This is a genomic window from Bacteriovorax sp. Seq25_V (assembly GCF_000447795.1).
Classification (GTDB): Bacteria; Bdellovibrionota; Bacteriovoracia; order Bacteriovoracales; family Bacteriovoracaceae; genus Halobacteriovorax_A.
On the sequence record NZ_AUNI01000015.1, the window covers coordinates 220,685 to 237,662 of the forward strand.

Below are 16,978 nucleotides of genomic sequence, written 5' to 3' on the forward strand. Positions count from 1 at the left end.
AGTAATGATGAAATTACTGATACTTTTAGCTTTATGCTTTAATTTTAATTCTTTTGCACAGAATTCACTAACTATTGTTTCTGTTGGGGATGCTCAAGTTGTTAAAGAAAAAGTTTTCGTAGAAGAACCTTATTTAAATGATGCGAGCTTGTCGTCATTAACGACTACGGGACAGAAGATTGCGGAAATTATTAGAAATGATTTTCGATTCTATCAAAACTATTTTGAAGTAGTGAAGGGGAGCTTCTCTAGGCAAGCATTTGGAACGGTTTCATATAGTGATAGAAAGGAGAAGGTGAATTACTCAATCCAACTTGGAATTTCTAAACTTGAAAATCCTGTTTTATCTGTAAAAGTTTTTAATATTGATAAAGAGTCAGAGATTGCGTCTTCTAATATTGATTTGAGACTAGATCAGAGACGAGTTGCTCACGAAGCAGCAAAGATTGCTTATAAAGCAATCGTTGGAAAAGACCCTATTTTTACAGATCGAATCTTCTTTGTATCTGACTATAGAATGCCAAATGGAATTAAAGAACTATTTGTGATGGACTTTGATGGGGCCAATATCAAACAACTTACTTTTCATAAAGGACTTGTTATATCGCCTGCAGTTTCTCCTGACGGAACAAAAGTACTTTATAGTTTGATTGATGAAAAGAATAAGGGGAGAGCAAAAAATAATAATCTCATGATGCTTGACCTAACAACAGGCAAGAGTGAAATCATTTCAAAAAAAGCAGGGATAAATTCGGGCGCTGTTTTCGCAGAGGATGGGCTGTCTATTTATGTGACTTTATCCATTCATGGAAATGCTGAAATATATCAAATGGAACTTGCTACAAAATCATTAAAAAGACTAACAAGAAACTTCGCTCCTGACGTTGACCCGTCAATTAATGCAAGTGGATCGCTAATGACGTTTCTTTCTGGTCGTCCAGGAAACCCTATGATTTATACGATGATCCCTACAAGCGAAGAAAATAGCGTAAAAAGAATCTCCTATGTTGGAAAATACAATGCTACCCCAAGATTCTCACCTGATGGGAAGGAGATTGTTTTTGCTTCATGGATGGATGAAAGATTCGATCTTTACAAGGTAAACAGTGACGGAAGCGCTCTGGGACGACTTACCAAAGATTTTGGGTCAAATGAAGACCCAGACTATTCAAAAGATGGACAGTTCATTATTTTTACAAATCAAAGGGTTATCTCTCGCTCTGAGGCCGTCCAAAATTTATACATTATGGACATCGAAGGTAAAATTCTAGGTGCTTTAACGCAAAATTTTGGAAAGTGTATAAGTCCTAGATGGTCTAAGTGATCGAAAATACGCAAAATGGTGTATTTTTTTCAAACACCCGAGTATTTTAGTCTTGTAAAAAATACAGACGCAGTGTATTATGAATTTAGATTAACGCACAGCGAAACAAGATTAAAATTAACGGGAGATATGACAATGACTAACTCACTGACTACAAAATCAACAAGAATTGAAGAATTATCGTCTAAACTTCTTTCAACTTTAAATGAGTCTGTTTTCTTTGGTGAGTTAACAAATTATGTTTCTGAGATCATTAAATCAGACGATATTCTTATCAATCTTATTCACGAAGATAATAGCTCAAGACTAGTAGCACATAACGGTAAAGCGATTGAGGATTCTGAAAGAATTGAAAAAGCAACTGGTGCATGTGGACATGTAGTAAAGTCTAGAAGAGCATACTTTTCAAATAACGTTAGTAGAGATCCAATCTTTGCGAACTCTTGTTCAAATGCTGTTGCTGAACTTTGTGTACCAGTATCAGTTGATGGTGTAATCATTGGAACAATCCACTTAAGAAGAAATTCTGAAGAAGTAAAATTTGAAAGAGAAGATATCAATACAGTACTAGAAATTTTAAGTGAAATTAAAGCACCACTTCTTAATATGAAGATGTTCCTTTCGGCTAAGTATTTAAATGAATCATTGGCAAGAAAGATTAAAGAAAAAGAAATGGAACTTCTAAAATCAAGAAATGGAATCCAAATTGCTGATACATACAAAATCTCTGAAAGAGAAATTATTGGTAAGTCAGCTATTATGAAAGAACTTATCTCAAGAGTTGATAGAGTTGCTGTAACTAACGCAAACGTACTAGTTAACGGTGAATCAGGTGTTGGTAAAGAAATGATCGCAAGAAGAATTCACTGTAGAAGTGAAAGAAGAGATCACGCATTTATCTCTGTTGATTGTTCAATGGGAACTGAAGAGCAACTAGAAGCAGAAATTTTTGGAAAAGAAGAACTAGACCTTGCAAGAGGATCAAGAACAATTAAAGGAATGGTAGAAGCTTGTGATGGTGGAACACTATTCGTAAATAATATCCATAGATTACCAGTAAGACTACAAGCTAAACTTGTAAGCTTTATGAGAGATGGAATCTTCTTTAGAGTTGGTTCTCAATCTCCACTTAAGTCTGATGTTAGAGTTATTGCAGCTTCTAACAAAGACCTTAAAGATATGGTTTCTGAAGGAACATTTAGAGAAGACCTATACTTTGTAATCGCAACTGTTGGTCTAAGAGTACCTTCTTTAAAAGAGAGAAGAGAAGATATTGAAGTACTTGCTAACTTCTTCTTAAATAAAGATAAGAATGTAGAAAATCAAAAATCAATGTCTCCTGGTGTTGTTAAACAACTTTTAGACTATAACTGGCCTGGAAACGTAAGAGAGCTTCAATCAATTATGGAAAGAGCATATATTCTTTCTCCAAGTTCAATCATCGAAAGAGATCACTTGGCAGATTGCGTAAAAGCTGAAGTAGTTGAAGTTGTTGAAACTGAGAAAGTAGAAATGAACTTTAGAGAGATGACTCTTAATGATCTTGAAAAGCACCACATTTGCCAAACTTTAGAGCATTTAAGTGGTAACAAGACAAAAACAGCTAAAGTTTTAGGAATTACAGTAAAAACTTTATATAATAAGCTTCACAGCTACGGTATGATTGACGCAAAAGAGGCGTAATCAAGAGAATTAATTGTAATATTGTTTTTAAAAAAGTAAAATATTCCGTGGAGGAAATTATATGACAACTGAATTAATCCAAGCTGAAGCAATTAAGAATACGAAGAATTTTAGAAATTCTGCAGATATTGAAAACTTCTACCGCTTTGTTCATGAAAATGACCTAAGATTTGAAGCAAAGAAAGTATTCGAGTTGATTATGCAAGCAATCAACGAAAAAACAAAAAAGAAAACTAGAAAATCTAGAAAAGTACAATAAATAAAATACAAAAAATCCCCTCAGCCGGAAGAGGGGATTTCTTTTGAGGCCAACATGGATGTTGTAAAAAGTAATATCGTATTTGATCCGTTATACGGATTTATCAATCTCACCCCACTTGAAGTAGAAATCATTCATAGTCCTTTTTTTCAACGTCTCAGATGGATTAAGCAATTAGGTTTTTCTTGTTATGTATTTCATGGCGCGGAACACTCACGCTATGGACACTCTATTGGAGTAATGCATAATGCTCATCATATTTTAAAGTCTTGTGGACGTGCTGTTTCTGACGAAGAATTACATGATCCAAAGTGTCTAACCAAAGAAGCGATTTATCATAAGGCCATTAGAGTATCAGCTCTACTTCATGATATTGGAACATTCTGTTTTTCTCATACAACAGAGATGGCATATATTAGATTCGGTGAAACAACTAATAAGCGTGGTGGAAAAGGTTTAAAAGATGATCATGAAAATCTTGGATCTTTTATAATCAAAAATACAAACTATGAAGGTGGTTTAACTTATATCCTTGAAAAGTATGGTATTGATCCACAAGAGGTTTCTGACCTAGTAAAAGGAGTGCATCCATCGGTAATGGCAAATCAAATTCTACATTCGGAAATTGATTGTGACAGAATGGACTATCTTCTAAGAGATGCTCACTATACAGGTTTAAAGTACGGAGCTTATGACCGTGATTATTTACTTCATCACTTTAAATCGATGAGAGTAGGTGATCATGATATTTTAACAATTAAGCACAACGCTCTTCACTGCGTAGAAGATTTTCTAAATGCAAGATTTGCTTGGTATTCGCAAGTAATTCGCTCTCCTCGTGGAGCACGGTATGATGCTATCGCAGAAAGAGTATGTTTCCATTTCTTAGAAAAAGGTTATGTGTACCGTTATAGCGATCTTCTCGATATGATCTCTAAAGAGCCGATGAAGTTCTTTGGATTCAACGATAGTTACTTTATGAATACTGTTCATGCTAAGTATATCGATGGCAGTCTCGATAATGTTCCAGATATTAAAGATATGGCGAAAACACTTCTTTTAAAAACTGGTGCGGTTTCTATTAAGGCCGATGAACTCAAGCAAGTTCTTCTCAATCAAGATGATATTAGTGGTAATGAGAAGGTTTTCAAGAAGGCCCATAATAAAGCGAAGCAAATCGAAGCTGTTATTCAGGAGAAAGGATCAAGTGCTGACTGGGTTCTTCCTGATATTCCTTCAAAGATGATTATCTTTGTGAAGTCTCCAAAGGCCATTGCAAAAGATAATAATATGTCCAATCTTTTACTTGAGAGAGATCCTGTTAAGATCAGTTATCAAAATGGTGACGTTAAACTATTAGCAGATGTTGAAAACTCTATTATTTCTAAGCTAAGTAGAAGCATGAGCTACACACCAAATGTTTTTTGCTCAAATAGTGCATTCGAACTTCTTGTGAAAGAGGGGATTGCGACGAGGATTCCATAAAAAAAGGAGCCTTCGAGCTCCTTTTTATTTTTATTTTCTTAAATTTTTTCTTCGCTCAATAAGTGGAGTGTAAACGCCTTCAAGACTATCGCCATTATATTTAATTTCTTCAAGCTCACCAGTTAATAATTTAACATCAGAAGTAACAAATAAAACTTCAATATAACTATCCAATGTTTGGTAGTTTCTAATGAATGCTTTCTCTTCAACTGGATTGTCTATATTGAGGAGAAGACAAATAATATTTGCGGAACCCTGTGGTTGAGTCATGCGTGGGATCATAAAACTAAGATCATCAACAAGATTACCTAAAAGCTCTTCACGCTGTTCTTGATCATCAGGAAGAAACTTATTATTTATACTAAAGAATGTTGCTTCAACACCCATATATGCATGTGTCTTCTTATCGATTGATAAGAGAGCAATACTCTCATCACTTGGAGAAATAAGGTACTGCTTAGTTAATTCATCATAGAATGGAGTAAAAACAAAGTTATCAAAGTGGCTGCCATTATGGTTGATACCAATAACATTGATTCTCTCTGAGTTTGAAACTTCTTTAATAAATTGGCCGAGCATAATTGGATATACTGTTTGTCCATTTGATTCGGCTACAGCTTGAGCACGGTCGGTATAAGCTAGAAAAACTGAAAGACCCAGATCTTTTAGTTCAGCCCTCTTAAAACATTCTCCATCTTGAATAGAGTAGACGATATCGTAAAAAGATAGCGTAACTTCATTCTGAGTTAAAAGTGACTTGAGTAGGCTAGGTCTTTTAAAATCTGATCCAATTTTCTGTAACATTTTATCCTCTATTCAGCTTTCTGATATATTGTTAACCCATCGTGGGTAACTCTTTTTAAATCAATATCAAGTCCAATTAAGCTTTCGCCGTTTCCAAGAACAAGAAATCCTCCAGGCTTTAAAGACTTCGTGATATTCTTAAGAATTGCTTCCTTATTATCCTTGTCTTGATAAATAAGAACATTACGACAAAAAATAATGTGGTAATTGTTCTCTTTGAATTTTCCTGTTAGGAGATTAAATTCAAAGAATTTTACCTTCGATCTTAATTCCTTACTGACTTCCCAGTTCTCATCAGGAAGTTGTTCAAAGTATTTCATTAGAGTCGTAATTGGTAAACCACGTTGAACGTCCAGACCGTTATATATTCCTTTTTTAGCCTTATCAAGAGCTGTTTGAGAGATGTCTGAGGCTTCAATCATGACGCGAGGAAAGAAGCTCTTGTCCTTCATATCATTAATAGACATAAGAATTGAGTAAGACTCTTGACCAGTACTCGCTGCACAACTCCAGATATTGAAAAGTCCCATTGTATACTTTTGGGCCAATTCCGGAAGCATTAGAGTGGTTAGGGCCTTGAAAGGTTTATTGTCTCTAAAAAAATAGGTCTCGTTATTTGTAGAAAAATTAATAAGAACAGCGTGCATATCAGGAGTGATATTTGCCTTATACATCTTATATAATTCTTCAACAGTGTTCACTTCAAAAACCTCTAAGAGATCCTTAAATCGTGAATCAAGGCGATAGTAATCCTTCTCTAAGTAGGTGATTCCAGTGTGCTGATAAATATAATCAGCAAAGAACTTGTAAATTTCATTACTTGTAGCCATTTTTTCTCCAAAATTCGATACTGATATAAGTATATGTCTATCTATCAGGATTAATATGAGGAAAATCATTTCGGGGGAGATTTATCGTGTATTATTTCCTGACTTTTTTTGTCTTTTAAACAAAGTTTTGAAAAAAAATCAAAAATGTACTACAATAATTAAAGGTCCAAGGACCATAGATTCAAGTTAGGATGATTTGAATAATTAGAAAGGATTCTGCAAATGATATCAGAAGGTTACCGCCAAACTCCGGATAGTCTCTTCAGTGAGCCTCATCACCAAAGCCAGACACTTTTTAGATTAGACAACGTAAGAGTTAGTTATCGTGATTTCGATGCTCTTAGAGATGTAAATTTACAAATTCGTTCAGGCGAAATTATTTTTTTAACAGGTGCCTCTGGAGCAGGTAAGACAACATTATTAAATGTACTTGCTGGTAATATCAGACCGAGTTCTGGAAAGATTCAATCTTCTAATAATCAGTTCGTTGCCCAAGTTTTTCAGGACTTGAAATTGATTGAGCGCTTAACATGTAGAGAGAACCTACAATTTGCATTTGATCCATCTATTTATAAAAATAAAAAAGAATTTGATTCTGATCTTGAAGAATTAGCAAAAATCATGGGTATAAGTAATCGCCTTGATTCGAAATTATCTGAAGCAAATGGCGGTTTGAAGCAGAAAATTTCGATTGTAAGAGCATTATTAACAAGACCTAGCGTGTTTCTAGCTGATGAACCAACGAGTTCTCTTGATTATGAAAATGCGAAGAGATTTTTTGACCTTCTTAATATCTATAACGTGAAAAGAAAAATGACTGTGGTATGGGCATCTCATAATAGAGAGCTAGTTCAAAAATTTAGTGGAAGAATTATTCATTTAGATAAAGGTAGATTGATTCATTCGGGGCATGCATGTTTTATATAAGCGAAACGTATAATTTTATAAGAAAGAATATTGCTAAAACTTTAGTTCTAAGTTTTTTCTCAATAGTTTTATTATTCGGCTTTTGTAACTTTACTTATTTTCAAGGTGAAATTTCTAAAAGACTACCAAGTGTCGAAAATCAGCACTACTTTAATGCTCTTGTTGATCACAAGATCAATGTCTTCTCAATCAAAAGAAAAATTGAAGAACTTCCAGGTGTGACAAAGTTTGAAGTCCTAGGAGATGAGGTAACCAAATCGTACCTTGAAGATCTAAATACAACTTTAAACCTTTCAGAAGAAGAACTAGTTGAGCTTAGTAATATGATTACTATTAAGGTTTCAATGACTCCTGAGTTAAACGAGTCATCAATTAGTTTGATTAGAGAGTATATGAACCGCTTAGCTGGTTCCCAGAACATCATGCTTGGAGGAGTTAAAAAGAAAATCAATAATGAGGTAGTTTTTAAAAATCTCATCAGTATTATAAAAAAATGGCCACTTCAAATAGCTCTTAGTGTTCTCTTAGCTTTTTGGATGGTGAGTTTCCTAAGTATTAGAAATGAAATAAAGAAAGTTTCTTTTATTATTGAAAATTTTCAACGTAAAACAAATGTCGCGATGAAAATGACTCTCTCTCTTACTGTTGTAAATTTGATTCTTGGATTAGTTTTGTCTTACTTAATGTTTGAACCAAATCTATACTCAGTATTATTATTTTGTTCAATTTCAATGTTTGTTCCTTTTGCGTTTGGAAAGAAAGCGCAGTGGGTAAAGGCTTAATGAAAAGTAAATTATTACTAACATCAATTCTCTTCTGTTCAGCTTTTGCTGCAACAAGAACGGATTATCAAAATGTCATTAAAGAAGTTAATGGCCTTAAAACAAATATCCAAAAAATCGAAACATCTTTGACGACTAAGAATGCTGAATATTTGAAGGTTGTTTCTCAAAGACAGAAAATTGATATTGAAATCTATGAATTAGAAAAAATTATTAGGAATAATATACTTGTTCTAGAAGCAAAGAGAAATGAACTCTCTCTTAAGATGAGAAGCCTTCTTTTAAATTCAATCGAAAAAGGTGATGGGTCATCTCTCCTCGAAAAAAAGATTCTTCTCGCACGAGTAAGAAAAGATAAGAAAGAAATTGAGTTACAGTTAAAAGTTGAAAGAGAAACACAAAAGAAACTTACTGAACAGAAAGTTAAATATACTGAGAAAGTAAATCTTGAAAGAGAGCTGTATACACTAGTTAGTGAACTTGAAAGAAAGAAAAGTGACTATGTTCAAAAGTATATGGCCAGTAAAGAAAATGCTGAGAAGTTGAAAGAAGAAATTCACGAGATTCAACAGAGTGTGGCGAAGGCAAAAGTAAAGAAATCTACGCCAACAACTGTTGCTGAACTCAATGCTGATTTTTTAATGCCAATCGAAGAATTTATTTCTAAGGATTACGATAAAAAAGGAATAACATTCGCTGTTAAGACAGTGAGTGATATTAAGGCTTCAAAAGCTGGACAAATTGTTTATACAGGAGCTCTTGCAAACTATGGAAACGTAGTTATGATTGATCATGGAAATGATGTAAGAAGTATTTATCTCGGGGATTTGTCTCCACAGGTAAAGAAGGGTGACAAGGTGTCATCTGCACAAGTGATTGCTAAAACAAGACGTTCAATACGTAAGGAAGCAATCGGAAAAGTTTATTTTGAAATAAGAAACAAAAACAAAGTACAAAATACAATTAAACTTGTGATGAACGAGAAGACACAAGTTTAAAATCGGAGTAATAATGAATTTCTGTCGAAATCTACTTGTTGGAACAGTGATCACTGTTTCTGCTCTTTCGCACGCAAGTAGTGAAAAATCTCGCTTTGAAAAACTAGAACTATTCAATAAGGTTCTTCACCTAATTGAGACTCAATACTATCGTGATGTTGATACCGAAAAGCTTGTTGATGGAGCTTTGAAAGGGATGCTGAACACTCTAGATCCACACTCGACTTTCTTAGATAAAACTGTTTTTGAAAAAATGCAGGAAGATACTAAGGGAGAGTACGGCGGACTTGGAATCGAAGTAACTCAAAAAGATGGTGTTCTGATCGTTGTTACTCCTATTGAAGATACTCCAGCATACAAAGCAGGGATTAAGGCGGGAGACAAGATTGTAGAAATCAATCATGAGTCTACTCTTGGGATTACTTTAGAAGAATCTGTTGATAAAATGAAAGGTGAGCTTGGACAGAAAATTAGCTTAGGAATTCTTAGAAATGGAGAAAAAGAAATTCGCTATTTTGATGTAAAGAGAGAGATTATTAAAACTCGCCCAGTAAAGTCCTTTAATAAAGATGGATTTGTAATTATTCGTTTAAATCAATTTCAGAAAGATTCTGGGAAATACATCGAAGAAGCAATTATCTCACAGAGAAAGAAACTTGATAATAAAGTAAAGGGATTCATTCTTGATCTTAGATCAAATCCAGGTGGGCTTCTCGATGAAGCAGTAAACGTGGCATCAATCTTTTTAAAAGATGGTGTTGTTGTTTCAACTGAAGGTAGAGATCCAAAAAATAAAGAAATTAGGTATGTAAAAAAATCTGGTCATAAAGAACTGGAATTACCAATAGCTGTTTTAATCAATGGCTCATCAGCTTCTGCTTCTGAGATCGTTGCTGGTGCACTTCAAGATCAAAAGCGAGCACTAATTATTGGGACTCAGTCTTTTGGAAAGGGTTCAGTTCAAACAATTTCTCAATTAACTGAAGATCAAGGATTAAAGCTTACAATTGCTCAGTATATGACTCCAAAAGGAAGAAAAATTCAGGCCATCGGTATTAAGCCAGATGTTGAAGTTCTTCCAGCTGAGGGAGAGTGGTTAAGAGAGAACTTATCAGATGACGGATATATTAGGGAAGCTGACCTGAGAAACCACTTAACGGCAACAATAGAAACTCCTGCAGAAAAAGAAGAACGTATTAAAAGAGAAAAGTCCCAAAGGTTAAAAAGAATCGAGAGGGCGAAGAAAAATAAAGAGATTACGGCATCTGTTGCGGATGCTGAAATTAGAAAGTATGACCCTGAGAATGACTATCAAATTATACAGGGAATTCGTTTACTCCAAGCAGTATCAAAATATTAGAAAAAGGCCACCTTCGGGTGGCTTTTTTGTTGCACTCCGTCTACTCACTTCATCTCAAAAATAAGACAATGCTTAAATGAATTTAAATGTCCCAAGTGTTTCGGTACTTGTTAACCAAATTAAGCGTAATCTCGAGGCCTCTTTTAGAAATGTCACTGTAGTTGGTGAAATTACTAATTTAAGTTACTCTTCTTCTGGTCACTGGTATCTCTCTCTTAGTGATCCTGAGTCACTAATTTCTGCTGCTGTCTTTAAGATGGATGCAATGAGAAATCCTGTGCTCAAAAACCTAAAAGATGGGGATAAAGTTATTTGTGCAGGCGCCATTTCTGTTTATGCTAAACGCGGAACATTTCAACTGATAATTAAAAGAATTACTCCAGTGGGGAAAGGTGATCTTAAGGAGCAGTTTGAACTTCTAAAAAAGAAGCTAGCCGCTGAAGGTCTTTTTGATCTTGAAAGTAAAATGCCAATCCCTGAAATGCCAAAACGTATTGCTGTTATTACAGCAAAGGGAGCAGCTGCACTTCAGGACTTTTTAAATATTGTTGATCGTCGATCTTTATTTTGTGATGTTCTGATTTCACCTGCATTGGTACAAGGTGATGCCGCTCCTGTCTCAATTCGTAAAGCGCTTGAAAAAGTTATTCGCTACGATATGAAACACAGAGAGGCAGGAAACCTTGATAAGTGCATTGACGTTATCGTTCTTACGCGCGGTGGAGGAAGTCTTGAGGATCTATGGGCCTTCAATGATGAAGCTCTGGCATGGGATATTTACAATTGTCCAATCCCTACGATCTCAGCGGTTGGACACCAAGTAGACTTTTCAATATCTGATTTTGTTGCCGATTTAAGAGCAGAGACTCCATCTGCGGCGGCAGAAATTCTAACTAATAAACAAAAAGAAATAGTAGAGAGACTTGAAAATAATAAGCGACATCTAAAATCTGCAATTCAATCAAAAGTACAGAAGCATCGCTACGAACTATCAAGTGCAACACCGGCTAAGATTCTTGAGAAACTATGGAAGAGAATTTCATTATTCAAGTCAAGACTTGAAAATTGTAATGTGTTAAAACGCAAAGTGGAGCTCTTATCTCTTTCTGAGTCTCAATACGAACTCGATATTCTAATAAATTCGATGATGACAAATATAAAGAAACTAATTGAAAAGAAGAGCCGTGACCTACAACTACAAAACGAGTTACTGACGGCCCTTAATCCAAAAAGCATCCTATCTCGAGGATATGCGTATACAGAGATTGATGGAAAAGTTTTAACAAGCTTTAAGGATTTTACGAAAGTAGAAAAAGATAAAGTACTGAAACTTCACTTTAATGATGGTTGTGGTGAAGTTAAGAAAATATAGGTATTTATGTTAGATGGTGATTTATTCTTTGAAGGCAATAATTCAAACCACGCAGATGGAGAGAGTCTTTACTATTTTAAGAATGAAGAATATGAATATCAATTGCCCAAAAGTCAGTTCGTTGAAACAGAAAGAATTGAAAGCGCTGATATCTTCCTTTTCAAAGGAGGTTTCAATTATATCAATTCAAGTAGTGTACTTTTTCAAATCCAAGACCATTCAATAGAGGAGATTGTAAAAAACTCTCAGTTTTATCGAGTGCTAAAAAGAAATGAGGCCAATAAAGCGAGCCTAAAGCGTGCCTATGATCATTTAAACGACAGTGAAGTTTTCAATTATTTCATTTATATATTTAGTACACTTAGAGACCTCTACAATAGAGAACAAGAAGATGTGAATTTTATTAGTGAGGTTTTTAAATTTATAGAATTTAAAAGCTATTTTGATACTTTGATACTTTCAAAAAATTCAATTTCTAAAAAAATATTGGATGAAGAACTTTGTATGCTGTTTGGAGACTTCTACATCTTATGCGATCAAAAAGATGCAAATGAAAACTCTCTCCTAGTATGGGACTTGATTAACTTGGCACTAGTCGAAATTTTAAAAGAGGGAAGAAGTACCGCTCCTGATAATCTTCAAGTGATTAATTATTCAAACCTTTCTTATATTGCCTCTAAACTAGAATACCCTGTCGCTATTTTAAACGAGGGGGGAAGTGTTGTTTTATTTAATGATCAATTCTCTGCGCTCAATATTCTTCCAAGTAATTTGCTTGATTACCAGGATGATGATTGGATAGACATTAATGATAAGTTTTATAAAATTAGAAAAAATAATATAGATCTGATTGGAAGTGTTTTTGTTCTTATCGCCTCCCGCAAGCAAGAGGGGCTGAAGCTTGATAATCAATCAGAATTGGGAATTATTACTGGATCAATTGCTCATGAGCTCAATAATCCTGTTGCTGGTATTCTGGCCGCCGTGACTATTCTTGAGTTTGAAGAGTGGGATGACGAAAATTTAAAGCTCTTAAAAGATCTTAAAGATAGTGCAGTAAGATGCAAAGAGCTTGTCGATACCTTCTTGGGTTTTTCGAGATATAAGGTTCGTGAAACTCTAATTAAGCCTCTTGGTGGGGTTGTTGAGCAGGCGTTGTCCCTTTTACGTTTTCGTGTTATCGAATCTGGTTCAAATATCAATGTCGAAATTGCTGACGATATAAAAAGAGTGGAGTGTAAGGGTGTCGTTCTTCCAATGGTTATTTATCTATTATTTGGAGAGCTTCTTACTTTGCTTTCACATAAAAAGCTAATAGATGAAAATATTAACAAAACACTTTGTCTCGATATTATGGTCAGTGAGACTAACTTAATTGTGAAAGTAAAATCATTTCCTTTAACTTCTTCAGACAAGAAAGTTTTGAATCAGAAGCTCATTATCCATTTACTAGAAATGGACAATATGGGGCTTCGAATTAAAGATGATGGATTTGAACTAAGTTCAGCAATACCTGCTTAAATGTACTTTTGAGGGTAGTTGTAGGTATTTTTATTTTTTGCAGCAAATTTTTCAAATGCCTCGTAGAACTCTTCAACTTTTTTCATTGCGATCGTCTTATCAAAAAAGAATACTTCCTTGTTTTCAGTTTGGCATTTGGCCATATAGCAATCGATAAAATCTTTGAGCTGTGGAGGAACATTTACTTTGCGAGTTTTTCCACTCGCGACTTTATTTCCTCGAGAGTTGATGTACTGAGCAAGCTTCTTCTTGTGTCCTGGATATCTGAAAATTAATTCACTCTTATGACCAAGTGAGGCCAGTGGGTAGATTGTATACTGCTCAGGAACCAGATGATTGATAATGAGGAAGTCATACTTTTCAATTTCAGCTGCAACTGCGAGTAAATCTTTTCGTTCTGTTTTAACGAGATGAAGATCCCAAAGTTTTGTCATAACTTCTTTTTTGCACTCAAGATCAAGTTTTGCGAAGAGGTGAGTATATTTCAAGAGTACTTCTGTAAATGGGCCAATAAGCTTGATTGTCATTGTTTCCCATTGGATAGAAGAAACTTTATCCATAATATATTCAACTTCTCTTGCATCATTAGCACATGGGAATGCAAAGAGAATGACTCCATTTTCACCTTTAAATGAAACAATATATGGAGCTGGCATTTTCGAAATTTTAGCTTTAATTTCTTTTTCTGGAGTATCTTTCTTGTAGTTAACAAGATCGAGCTCAAATCTATTCTTCGGGTAGTAGAGGTGATTAACTTTTGAAACACCCTTACTTTCAAAAATATCGAGATAATTAATAAAAAGCTTCGCTGTAGCATCAGCATCATCAAGGGCCCTATGCGCCTTCGTGTGCTTGATCTTGAAGATCTTACTCATGTAGTTTAGATTCGAGTTCATCAGCGAAGGAATTAGGTACTTCGTCATGAGATTTGTACAAATACTCTTGTTTGTAAGCTCGGGTCTTCCAAGTCTTTTAAGAACTGAATTTAAAAATGGGACATCAAATGAAGAGTTGTGAGCAATTAGGACTCTATCTCCGATAAACTCAAGGATCTCTTCAATGACGTTATCAATCTTTGGACATCCTTCGACATCTGCTTGCTTGATTGATGTGAGTTTTTGAATAAATTCTGGAATTTTTCTTTCTGGGTCAATAAGGTAGGATTTCTTTTCACCGATTTCCTTGCCATCAATATTTACTAATCCAATCTCGATGATTTTATCTGTCTTTGTATTTCCACCTGTTGTTTCAAGGTCAAATACGCAAAATTTTAGTGATGATAAAATATCACTTTCTGATTTTTGTTCATTTAAATTTTTTTTCATTGTACGCCTAAAGCCGAATATTCATTCGAGCATTGAGATTATTGGTATTAATAATATATATAAAGATGCCATCGGGGTCAAAATTTAGCCGCGATGGCAGTATTTTCTAAAGAGAGATAATTACCTGAGTTAAAAGGTCACAAAATGTTTTCATGACCTGATTTGCTTGGTCTTTAATGTCATCGTGGCTAAGTGCCGTTTTTTCAATCCCTGCTGCCATATTTGTTACACATGAGATTCCAAGAACTTTTAGACCCATGTGAACTGCTGCAATATTTTCAGAAACAGTACTCATTCCAACCACGTCAGCACCCATATTTCTAAACATTCTAATTTCAGCAGGAGTTTCATAACAAGGACCAAGTACACCTGCGTATACACCTTGCTCTAGCTTGTAACCAAGCTTTGCTGCAGATTTTTGCGCAACTTCGATTAGTTCTGGATGCCAAGCGAAAGTCATATCTGGAAATCTTGTTCCTAGTTCACTGTGGTTTGGACCAACAAGTGGACTATTACCTGTTAGGTTTAGATGGTCTTCAATAAGAACTAGCTGTCCTGGTCTGTAGTTTGTATTAATACCGCCAGCTGCATTTGTTAGAATAACGTTTTTTACACCTAGTGTTCCAAGAACTCTTACTGGGAAAACTACTTCTTCAAGAGAGTGCCCTTCGTAAGCATGGATACGTCCTTGCATAACTGCAACTGTATTTTCACCGATTTTACCAATTAGAAGTTTTCCCTCGTGCCCAATGATAGTCGTCTTCTTAAAACCTGGAATTTCCTGATAAGGAATTTCGATTTTTTCATTTAAATAATTTCCAAATTCACCAAGTCCTGAACCAAGAACAACTCCAATAGTTGGTCTAAGGTCTGTTTTTGATTTAATGAATTCTGCTGATGCTTTTAATTGATCGATTAAAGTACTCATAAAAAATCCCTGCTATATTTCTTTAATTTCAAAAATTAGTTTTGGTGATGCAACTTTAGCTTGAGAAATCTTAATCTCTTTTGTCATTGCTGCACTGATATCTTTTACAATCGCTGCTTGATTTTTGTTGTGGTAGATTTCTACTAGAGTTTCACCCTTGGCTACTTTCTCTCCAACCTTCTTTTTAAAAATGAATCCAACACCAAGGTCAACCTTGTCAGAAGCCTTATGTCTTCCTCCTCCAAGTGCAACACAGTGTAGTCCCATTTCCTTACAAGCAATACTACTTACATAACCAGCTTTAGAAGCTTTAACTTCTGTGATTACTTTAGCGAGTGGTAGGCGAGAGTAGTCATCAATAACCTTATCATCTCCGCCTTGAACCTTGATTAGCTTTTTAAATACTGCAAGGGCCTTACCATTAGCGATAGACTCTCTTGCCATCGCTTCACCTTCTTTAAGAGAAGTGGCCTGTTTTGCAATATAAATCATAGCTCCAGCAAGCTTCACAGAAATATCTGTTAGGTCTTTTGGACCATTTCCTTTCAATGTTTCGATTGATTCGATAATCTCAAGAGAGTTACCAACATAGTTACCAAGTGGTTGGTTCATATCCGTAATATAAGTCACCATACGCTTATTAAATCTCTTTGCCGTATCTCTTAAGCTCTTTGCAAGTGCTTTCGCATTCTTGATATCACTCATGAAGGCGCCTTCACCAGTTTTGATATCCATAACAATACCATTAGCACCTTCTGCAAGTTTCTTACTCATAATAGACGCAGTAATAAGTGGAATAGATTCAACTGTTGCTGTTACATCTCTAAGACCATAGATAATCTTATCTGCAGGCGCGATATCTTTTGTCTGTCCAATAAGAACGATTTTTTCTTTATCAAGTTGTTTTTTAAATTGCTCAAGTGTAAGGGCCGTCTTGAAACCTTTAATACTTTCAACTTTATCAACGGTTCCACCAGTATGACCAAGACCGCGTCCGGCCATCATTGGAACTTTTACACCACAAGCCGCTGCGATTGGACCAAGAATGAAAGAAGCCTTATCGCCAACACCACCAGTAGAGTGCTTATCAACAACATTCTCTCCCTTAAACTTAAGAGTTTTCCCAGAATAAAGCATTGCATCTGTTAATGCTGCAGTCTCAGCGACACTCATCCCATTTAAGTAAATCGCCATAAGAAGCGCTGTCATTTGGTATTGTTCAACCTGACCACTAACTAGACCATTAACCATCCAGTTAATTTCATCAGCTGTTAGAGATTTTCCATCACGTTTTTTTGCGATAATTGAATAGGCATTAAAATTATTTTTTTTCGTCATTTAAATTTCCGTTTTCTAAAGCATTGCTAATCAAAAAAGGGC

Annotated in this window: 15 protein-coding genes; 10 read left to right on the forward strand and 5 right to left on the reverse strand. The window is 35.0% G+C overall.

What is annotated here, in order from left to right; all coding sequences use genetic code 11:
• Positions 1-7: 7 nt before the first annotated feature.
• The 4 genes from M900_RS08820 to M900_RS08835 all read left to right on the forward strand — a co-directional run bounded on the left by M900_RS08820 (position 8) and on the right by M900_RS08835 (position 4,751).
• Positions 8-1,324: a PD40 domain-containing protein gene (locus tag M900_RS08820; protein ID WP_021274412.1), complete on the forward strand. Its 1,317-nt coding sequence runs from the start codon at positions 8-10 to the stop codon at positions 1,322-1,324.
• 135 nt (positions 1,325-1,459) lie between these two features.
• A complete protein-coding gene (locus M900_RS17165; RefSeq protein ID WP_021274523.1) occupies positions 1,460-3,007 on the forward strand; it encodes a sigma-54-dependent Fis family transcriptional regulator in 1,548 nt (515 codons plus the stop codon).
• 61 nt (positions 3,008-3,068) lie between these two features.
• A complete protein-coding gene (locus tag M900_RS08830; protein ID WP_021274601.1) occupies positions 3,069-3,266 on the forward strand; it encodes a hypothetical protein in 198 nt (65 codons plus the stop codon).
• 54 nt (positions 3,267-3,320) lie between these two features.
• The gene (locus M900_RS08835; RefSeq protein WP_021274461.1) at positions 3,321-4,751 is read left to right on the forward strand and encodes an HD domain-containing protein; all 1,431 of its coding nucleotides are present in this window, start codon (positions 3,321-3,323) and stop codon (positions 4,749-4,751) included.
• Between the two features lie 30 nt (positions 4,752-4,781).
• On the opposite strand, the gene M900_RS08840 is transcribed toward M900_RS08835, so the two are convergent.
• Both M900_RS08840 and M900_RS08845 read right to left on the reverse strand, forming a co-directional pair.
• On the reverse strand, positions 4,782-5,555 hold the full coding sequence (locus M900_RS08840; protein ID WP_021274724.1) for a hypothetical protein: 774 nt from the start codon (positions 5,553-5,555) through the stop codon (positions 4,782-4,784).
• 8 nt (positions 5,556-5,563) lie between these two features.
• Positions 5,564-6,385: a protein-glutamate O-methyltransferase CheR gene (locus M900_RS08845; RefSeq protein WP_021274502.1), complete on the reverse strand. Its 822-nt coding sequence runs from the start codon at positions 6,383-6,385 to the stop codon at positions 5,564-5,566.
• Between the two features lie 222 nt (positions 6,386-6,607).
• Between M900_RS08845 and M900_RS08850 the strand changes: the two genes are divergently transcribed.
• The 6 genes from M900_RS08850 to M900_RS08875 all read left to right on the forward strand — a co-directional run bounded on the left by M900_RS08850 (position 6,608) and on the right by M900_RS08875 (position 13,345).
• A complete protein-coding gene (locus M900_RS08850; RefSeq protein WP_021274401.1) occupies positions 6,608-7,312 on the forward strand; it encodes an ABC transporter ATP-binding protein in 705 nt (234 codons plus the stop codon).
• Entirely contained in the window at positions 7,300-8,094 is a 795-nt protein-coding gene (locus M900_RS08855; protein ID WP_021274694.1) for a hypothetical protein, read from the forward strand. The genes M900_RS08850 and M900_RS08855 overlap by 13 nt, the downstream gene beginning before the upstream one ends.
• A complete protein-coding gene (locus M900_RS08860) occupies positions 8,094-9,092 on the forward strand; it encodes a murein hydrolase activator EnvC (RefSeq protein ID WP_021274759.1) in 999 nt (332 codons plus the stop codon). The genes M900_RS08855 and M900_RS08860 overlap by 1 nt, the downstream gene beginning before the upstream one ends.
• A gap of 13 nt (positions 9,093-9,105) precedes the next feature.
• Complete coding sequence (locus tag M900_RS08865) at positions 9,106-10,452, forward strand: S41 family peptidase (protein ID WP_021274476.1); 1,347 nt, start codon at positions 9,106-9,108, stop codon at positions 10,450-10,452.
• A gap of 76 nt (positions 10,453-10,528) precedes the next feature.
• Positions 10,529-11,824 (forward strand): exodeoxyribonuclease VII large subunit, encoded by a 1,296-nt coding sequence (gene xseA, locus M900_RS08870; protein ID WP_021274366.1) that lies wholly within the window; start codon positions 10,529-10,531, stop codon positions 11,822-11,824.
• Positions 11,825-11,830: 6 nt separating this feature from the next.
• Positions 11,831-13,345 (forward strand): histidine kinase dimerization/phospho-acceptor domain-containing protein, encoded by a 1,515-nt coding sequence (locus M900_RS08875; RefSeq protein ID WP_021274692.1) that lies wholly within the window; start codon positions 11,831-11,833, stop codon positions 13,343-13,345.
• Here M900_RS08875 and M900_RS17170 read toward each other — a convergent pair.
• From M900_RS17170 to M900_RS08890, 3 genes are all read right to left on the reverse strand, one after another.
• A complete protein-coding gene (locus tag M900_RS17170; RefSeq protein WP_021274668.1) occupies positions 13,342-14,670 on the reverse strand; it encodes a PolC-type DNA polymerase III in 1,329 nt (442 codons plus the stop codon). The two genes, M900_RS08875 and M900_RS17170, sit on opposite strands and share 4 nt — an antisense overlap.
• A gap of 106 nt (positions 14,671-14,776) precedes the next feature.
• A complete protein-coding gene (locus M900_RS08885; RefSeq protein WP_021274414.1) occupies positions 14,777-15,598 on the reverse strand; it encodes a purine-nucleoside phosphorylase in 822 nt (273 codons plus the stop codon).
• A gap of 12 nt (positions 15,599-15,610) precedes the next feature.
• Complete coding sequence (locus M900_RS08890; protein ID WP_021274428.1) at positions 15,611-16,936, reverse strand: thymidine phosphorylase; 1,326 nt, start codon at positions 16,934-16,936, stop codon at positions 15,611-15,613.
• Positions 16,937-16,978 lie beyond the last annotated feature (42 nt).

Coding starts and splice junctions, on each gene's coding strand:
- M900_RS08820 (WP_021274412.1), top strand. CDS start 8: ATGAAATTACTGATACTTTTAGCTTTATGCTTTAATTTTAATTCTTTT.
- M900_RS17165 (WP_021274523.1), top strand. CDS start 1,460: ATGACTAACTCACTGACTACAAAATCAACAAGAATTGAAGAATTATCG.
- M900_RS08830 (WP_021274601.1), top strand. CDS start 3,069: ATGACAACTGAATTAATCCAAGCTGAAGCAATTAAGAATACGAAGAAT.
- M900_RS08835 (WP_021274461.1), top strand. CDS start 3,321: ATGGATGTTGTAAAAAGTAATATCGTATTTGATCCGTTATACGGATTT.
- M900_RS08840 (WP_021274724.1), bottom strand. CDS start 5,555: ATGTTACAGAAAATTGGATCAGATTTTAAAAGACCTAGCCTACTCAAG.
- M900_RS08845 (WP_021274502.1), bottom strand. CDS start 6,385: ATGGCTACAAGTAATGAAATTTACAAGTTCTTTGCTGATTATATTTAT.
- M900_RS08850 (WP_021274401.1), top strand. CDS start 6,608: ATGATATCAGAAGGTTACCGCCAAACTCCGGATAGTCTCTTCAGTGAG.
- M900_RS08855 (WP_021274694.1), top strand. CDS start 7,300: ATGTTTTATATAAGCGAAACGTATAATTTTATAAGAAAGAATATTGCT.
- M900_RS08860 (WP_021274759.1), top strand. CDS start 8,094: ATGAAAAGTAAATTATTACTAACATCAATTCTCTTCTGTTCAGCTTTT.
- M900_RS08865 (WP_021274476.1), top strand. CDS start 9,106: ATGAATTTCTGTCGAAATCTACTTGTTGGAACAGTGATCACTGTTTCT.
- xseA (WP_021274366.1), top strand. CDS start 10,529: ATGAATTTAAATGTCCCAAGTGTTTCGGTACTTGTTAACCAAATTAAG.
- M900_RS08875 (WP_021274692.1), top strand. CDS start 11,831: ATGTTAGATGGTGATTTATTCTTTGAAGGCAATAATTCAAACCACGCA.
- M900_RS17170 (WP_021274668.1), bottom strand. CDS start 14,670: ATGAAAAAAAATTTAAATGAACAAAAATCAGAAAGTGATATTTTATCA.
- M900_RS08885 (WP_021274414.1), bottom strand. CDS start 15,598: ATGAGTACTTTAATCGATCAATTAAAAGCATCAGCAGAATTCATTAAA.
- M900_RS08890 (WP_021274428.1), bottom strand. CDS start 16,936: ATGACGAAAAAAAATAATTTTAATGCCTATTCAATTATCGCAAAAAAA.